The 4,659-nt window shown below is 70.8% G+C and carries 5 protein-coding genes; 4 read left to right on the plus strand and 1 reads right to left on the minus strand.

Features of this window, described 5'->3' with window-relative positions:
• Nucleotides 1-314: 314 nt before the first annotated feature.
• Nucleotides 315-923, plus strand: a complete 609-nt coding sequence (locus ACWDCZ_RS38850) for an SMI1/KNR4 family protein (protein ID WP_375873107.1) — start codon at nucleotides 315-317, stop codon at nucleotides 921-923.
• A 143-nt stretch (nucleotides 924-1,066) separates the two neighbouring features.
• Here the strand turns inward: ACWDCZ_RS38850 and ACWDCZ_RS38855 are convergent, their stop codons facing one another.
• Complete coding sequence (locus tag ACWDCZ_RS38855) at nucleotides 1,067-2,002, minus strand: alpha/beta hydrolase (RefSeq protein ID WP_449818416.1); 936 nt, start codon at nucleotides 2,000-2,002, stop codon at nucleotides 1,067-1,069.
• 70 nt (nucleotides 2,003-2,072) lie between these two features.
• On the opposite strand from ACWDCZ_RS38855, the gene ACWDCZ_RS38860 reads away from it, so the two are divergent.
• The 3 genes from ACWDCZ_RS38860 (at nucleotide 2,073) to ACWDCZ_RS38870 (ending at nucleotide 4,657) form a co-directional block, all read left to right on the plus strand.
• A complete protein-coding gene (locus tag ACWDCZ_RS38860) occupies nucleotides 2,073-2,549 on the plus strand; it encodes a MarR family winged helix-turn-helix transcriptional regulator (RefSeq protein WP_449818417.1) in 477 nt (158 codons plus the stop codon).
• A 90-nt stretch (nucleotides 2,550-2,639) separates the two neighbouring features.
• Nucleotides 2,640-3,170: a GNAT family N-acetyltransferase gene (locus ACWDCZ_RS38865; RefSeq protein ID WP_449818418.1), complete on the plus strand. Its 531-nt coding sequence runs from the start codon at nucleotides 2,640-2,642 to the stop codon at nucleotides 3,168-3,170.
• A 44-nt stretch (nucleotides 3,171-3,214) separates the two neighbouring features.
• Nucleotides 3,215-4,657: a DUF885 domain-containing protein gene (locus ACWDCZ_RS38870; RefSeq protein WP_449818419.1), complete on the plus strand. Its 1,443-nt coding sequence runs from the start codon at nucleotides 3,215-3,217 to the stop codon at nucleotides 4,655-4,657.
• The last annotated feature ends 2 nt before the right edge of the window (nucleotides 4,658-4,659 follow it).

Raw genomic sequence — 4,659 nt, forward strand, 5'->3', positions numbered from 1 at the left:
GCAGGTCTCGTTCACCCCACGTGATTCCATCGTCAGATAGCCACAGCACGGACAGGCGTGGGGGCCGTTCTCCGGGCCGAGCACGATGTTGTACCTCTGCGGGTTGGCGCTTTTGTCGTCGCTGGTCACGCTGCCAGAGATAGCAGCACGCACCGACATGGCTGACGGAGTCGAACACGGCTTGAGGTTAAACGGCAAGCTCGGATCCTGTGCCAGTTCTCAGGCGCGATGTCATCCGACTGGTCGAACTGACACGGGATTGAGAATCACTGTCCACGGCAGGTAGTTTGCGGAGGACAGAGAGAAGAGTTCACATGGACTCCCGGATCGCCCGTATCCGACGCAAGCTCGCCAAGGTGCCCTATGCCGCGCTGCGAAGCTACTCCTTCGGTGAAGAGAAGCACGGGTTCCGCCTCAAACCCCCGTTGCCGGACGCGAAGGTCGCCGAGTTCGAGGCCGACCGCCACATCGAACTGCCCGACCCCTACCGCAGCTTCCTGACCATGCTGGGCGGGGGCGGGGCATCGCCTTTCTATGGCCTGCTGCCTCTGCAGTCATGTCGGCTCTTCACGATGGACCCCCACGGGGAGCCCGGCCGCCCTCGGGGGTTCACGTTCGCCGGCGGCCCGTCTCACCGAAGTGACCTGTTCCTGCACATCATCGAGGCGGGGTGCTCCGACCTGGTGCTTCTCGGCATCACAGGTCCCCTGGCGGGCCGCGTCGTCACCGGAAACGCTGACGGCTTCTGGGGCCCCAACGTCTCGTCGGCCACGGATTTCCTGGCCTGGTACGAACGCTGGCTCGACCACATGCTCGCCGGGCGCGACAACCGCAACCTGGAACTGACCTCACCCGCCCTGAGAGCGCCGGTCGACCGCATCGAGAGGCGGCACCGCGATCGCGAGGATCTGTCACAACTGTGAGGATCCGAAGCTGCGCCATCCGGCCGAGACCGGGGACGGAGTCACAGGTCGCATGGTTGCCCGTATGACACGGAGGCCGAGAACCTTCACAACCATGACGGCCGGGCCGAGTCGCGACCGTACGGACCGGAGGGCTCCGAGCTCTACTGGGCGGACCCGGCCGCGGAGTCAGAATTCTGCACGTGCTGTGTAAGGAAGAGGGCCGCGCGGTCCAGCGCCTGGTCGGCCTCGTCGAGTACGCCGGCGAAGGACTGGAACACGTGGGGTACGTCGGCGGTGATGTCGAGGACCACGTCCACTCCGGCCGCGCGGGCGCGGGCGGCCATGCGGGTGGAGTCGTCCAGGAGCAGTTCGTTGGTGCCCGCCTGGAGGAGCATCGGCGGGAAGCCCGTCAGGTCGGCGAGGACGGCGGGGCTGAGCAGGGGCTGGTGCGGGTCGGTTCCCGCGAGGTACATGGCCCCGGTGTGTTCCAGGTTCTCGCGGGTGAAGATCGGGTCGATGCCCGCCTTGGTGTCCATGCTCTCGCCCGTCCTGGTGGCGTCGAGGCCGGGGGAGAAGGCCACGATCGCGGCGGGCAGCGGGAGGCCGGCGTCGCGGGCGGCGAGGCAGGTGGTGACGCTGAGGCCGCCCCCGGCGGAGTCCCCGGCGAACGCGATGCCGGCAGGGTCCTCGCCGCTGTCGAGGAGGGCGCGGTAGGCGCCCAGCGCGTCCTCGATCCCGGCCGGGAACGGGTGCTCGGGGGCGAGCCGGTAGTCCAGCGAGTACGCCCTGAACCCGGTCCTGGCCACGAGGTTCCCCGTCAGCGACATCGCCGTCTCGGGGGAGCCGAACACCCAGCCGCCGCCGTGGAAGTACAGGATCGTCCCGGTGCGTGTCCCCTCGCCCAGCTCGTCGCCCGGCTCGACGTACAGGGCTGGCCGGTCGCCGAGCGTCGTCCGCGTGGTGCGAAGGCCGTCCGGGACGATCATCCGGGCCATCAGCGCTTCGAATCCGACCCGGATCTCCTCGACCGACTGGGGGCCGTCGGGCCGGGGCTGCCGCAGCATCGCGTCGACCTGTGCGCGCTGTTCCTTGCTCATGGTGGCTGCTCCTGTCGCAAGTGGCTTCTTCGGCACTATATGCCGAGGCATCTAACGTAGACTATATGCCATGGCATCTAAAGTGACCGGCGAGACGGTCGACCTCCCGAGCTTCTTCGCCGACCTCGTCCGATGCGAGACGCGCCTGTACAACGCCCTCAACGACCGTCTCCGCGAGCGGCACGGGATCGTCACGTCCCAGTTCGAGTTCCTGCGCCACCTCCGCGACCACCCCCGGGCCCGGGTGGCGGACCTGGCGGCCGAGTTCGCCGTCGGTATCGGGTCCACCAGCAAGGGCGTCGACCGCCTGGAGCGGCAGGGCTGGGTCGCCCGCGTGCCGAACCCCTCGGACCGCCGGTCGTCACTGCTGGAACTGACCGACGAAGGCCGGGAGTTGGTCGACGCGGCGGAAGGGACTTTCACCGAGCGCCTGGCCGAGCTGACCACGGACGCGCTCAAGACGTCCCCCGTGGCGGCCGCCGCGCAGGCCCTCGCGGAGCTGCGTTCCGCCCTGGAACGCGACCAGATCGGCATGCCCACGGGCTGAGGCCGTCGACCGGCCCGGGTGCGGTGAGGGGCGGTGCCCGGTCGGGAAAATCACTGGCCGCCGCTTGCCGACGGTGGTCATACTGCCGCGATGGATCCAGTGACGCTTGAGACCGACCGTCTGCTGCTCCGGGCCTTCACGCCCGCCGACGTGGACGCGGTGTACGAGGCCTGCCAGGACAAGGACATCCAGTTCTTCACCCCGGTGCCGGTGCCCTACCGGCGTGCGGACGCGGAGCACCTGGTCGGCGAGCGGCTGCCCGCCCAGTGGGCGGGGGACAAGGACTACACCCTCGGCGCGTTCCGCAAGGACACCGGAGCCCTGGTCGGCCTGTACGGCCTGAGCCTCAGGCGGCGCGGCGTCTGGGAGCTCGGCTACTGGGCGGTCAAGGAGCAGCGCGGGCGCGGGTACTCGGTGGAGGCCGCCCGGGCCCTGTGCGACTGGGGCTGGGCCACGATCGACGTGCACCGCATCGAGTGGTGGGCCATGGTCGGGAACACCGGCTCGCGTGCCGTCGCCGAGAAGCTCGGCTTCACCGTCGAGGGGACCCTGCGCAACCGTGACTACGCCAACGACGGCCGGCCGCACGACTGGTGGGTGGGCGGACTGCTGAGGCCCTGACACCCGGGCGGCGGTGTGTTCTGACGGTGCGCCAGGATGGCCGCATGGCAGATGAAAAGATCACCCCGCGCACCATCGCCGACCACCACCTCGACCAGGTGGCCGCACACGACCCGCTGGAGGCCGCCTGGTTGGGCCTGAACCCCGGCGACGAACGGCAGCCGGACCTCTCCCCGGACGGCTTCGAGGCACTCGCCGACATCGCCCGGCGCACCCTCCGTACGCTCGACACCGCACCCGCCACCGAGGACCCCGCCGACCGGGCCTGCGCCCGGCTGCTGCGGGAGCGCCTCACCGCCGAACTCGCCCTGCACGACGCGGGCGAGAACTTCCGCCAGTTGCGCAACATCGGCGCGCACGTGCACCACGTGCGGGAGATCTTCACCTACATGCCGACCGTCACCGACGACGACTGGGCGGCCGTGGCCGGGCGGCTGCGCAACGTGCCCGCCGCGCTCGACGGCTACCGGGCGACGCTCACCGAGGGGATGGCCCGGGGCCTGTTCGCCGCGCCCCGCCAGGCGGCCGTGGTGATCGACCAGCTCACCGCCTGGACCGGTGAGGCCACCGACCAGCGGGCGGGCACCGGCGCCGGGTGGTTCGGCGACTTCGTCGCCCCCGGCCCCGACCGGTTGCGCGGCGACCTGGACGCGGCCGCCAGCCAGGCCACCGCCGCCGTCGCCGAGTTCCGCAGCTGGCTGCGCGACAGTTACGCCCCCGCCACCGCCGACACCCCGGACGCCGTCGGCCGGGACCGCTACCGGCTCGCCGTACGCCACCACACCGGCGCCGACGTCGACCTGGACGAGGCCTACGCCTGGGCCTGGAGCGAGTTCCACCGGACGGCCGCCGAGATGCGGGCCGAGGCGGGGCGCGTGCTGCCCGGGGCCGGCGCCCTCGACGCCATGGACCACCTGGAGCGGCACGGCCACCGGGTCACGGGCGAGGAGGGGATCCGCGACTGGCTGCAGCAGATCATGGACGGGGCGATCGAGGCCCTCGACGGCACCCACTTCGACATCTCCGGACCGGTGCGGAAGGTGGAGTCCCGGATCGCCCCCGCCGGAAGCGCCGCGGCACCGTACTACTCCGGCCCCAGCCTGGACTTCAGCCGGCCCGGCCGCACCTACCTGCCCACGCTCGGCCGGGACGCGTTCCCGACCTGGCAGCTCGTCAGCATCTGGTACCACGAGGGCGTCCCCGGCCACCACCTGCAGCTCGCCCAGTGGGTCGCCGTCGCCGACCGGCTGAGCCGCTACCAGAGCACGCTGGGCATGGTCAGCGCCAACGTCGAGGGCTGGGCCCTGTACGCCGAGCGCCTCATGGACGACCTGGGCTTCCTCACCGACCCCGCCCACCGCCTCGGCTTCCTCGACGAGCAGATGCTGCGCACCATCCGGGTGATCATCGACATCGGCATGCACCTGGGCCTGCCGGCAACGCCCCGGCCGAGCTGGACAAGAAGGTGCCCGGCACCGCCCAGGTGATC

It is taken from the genome of Kitasatospora sp. NPDC001225 (assembly GCF_053597855.1).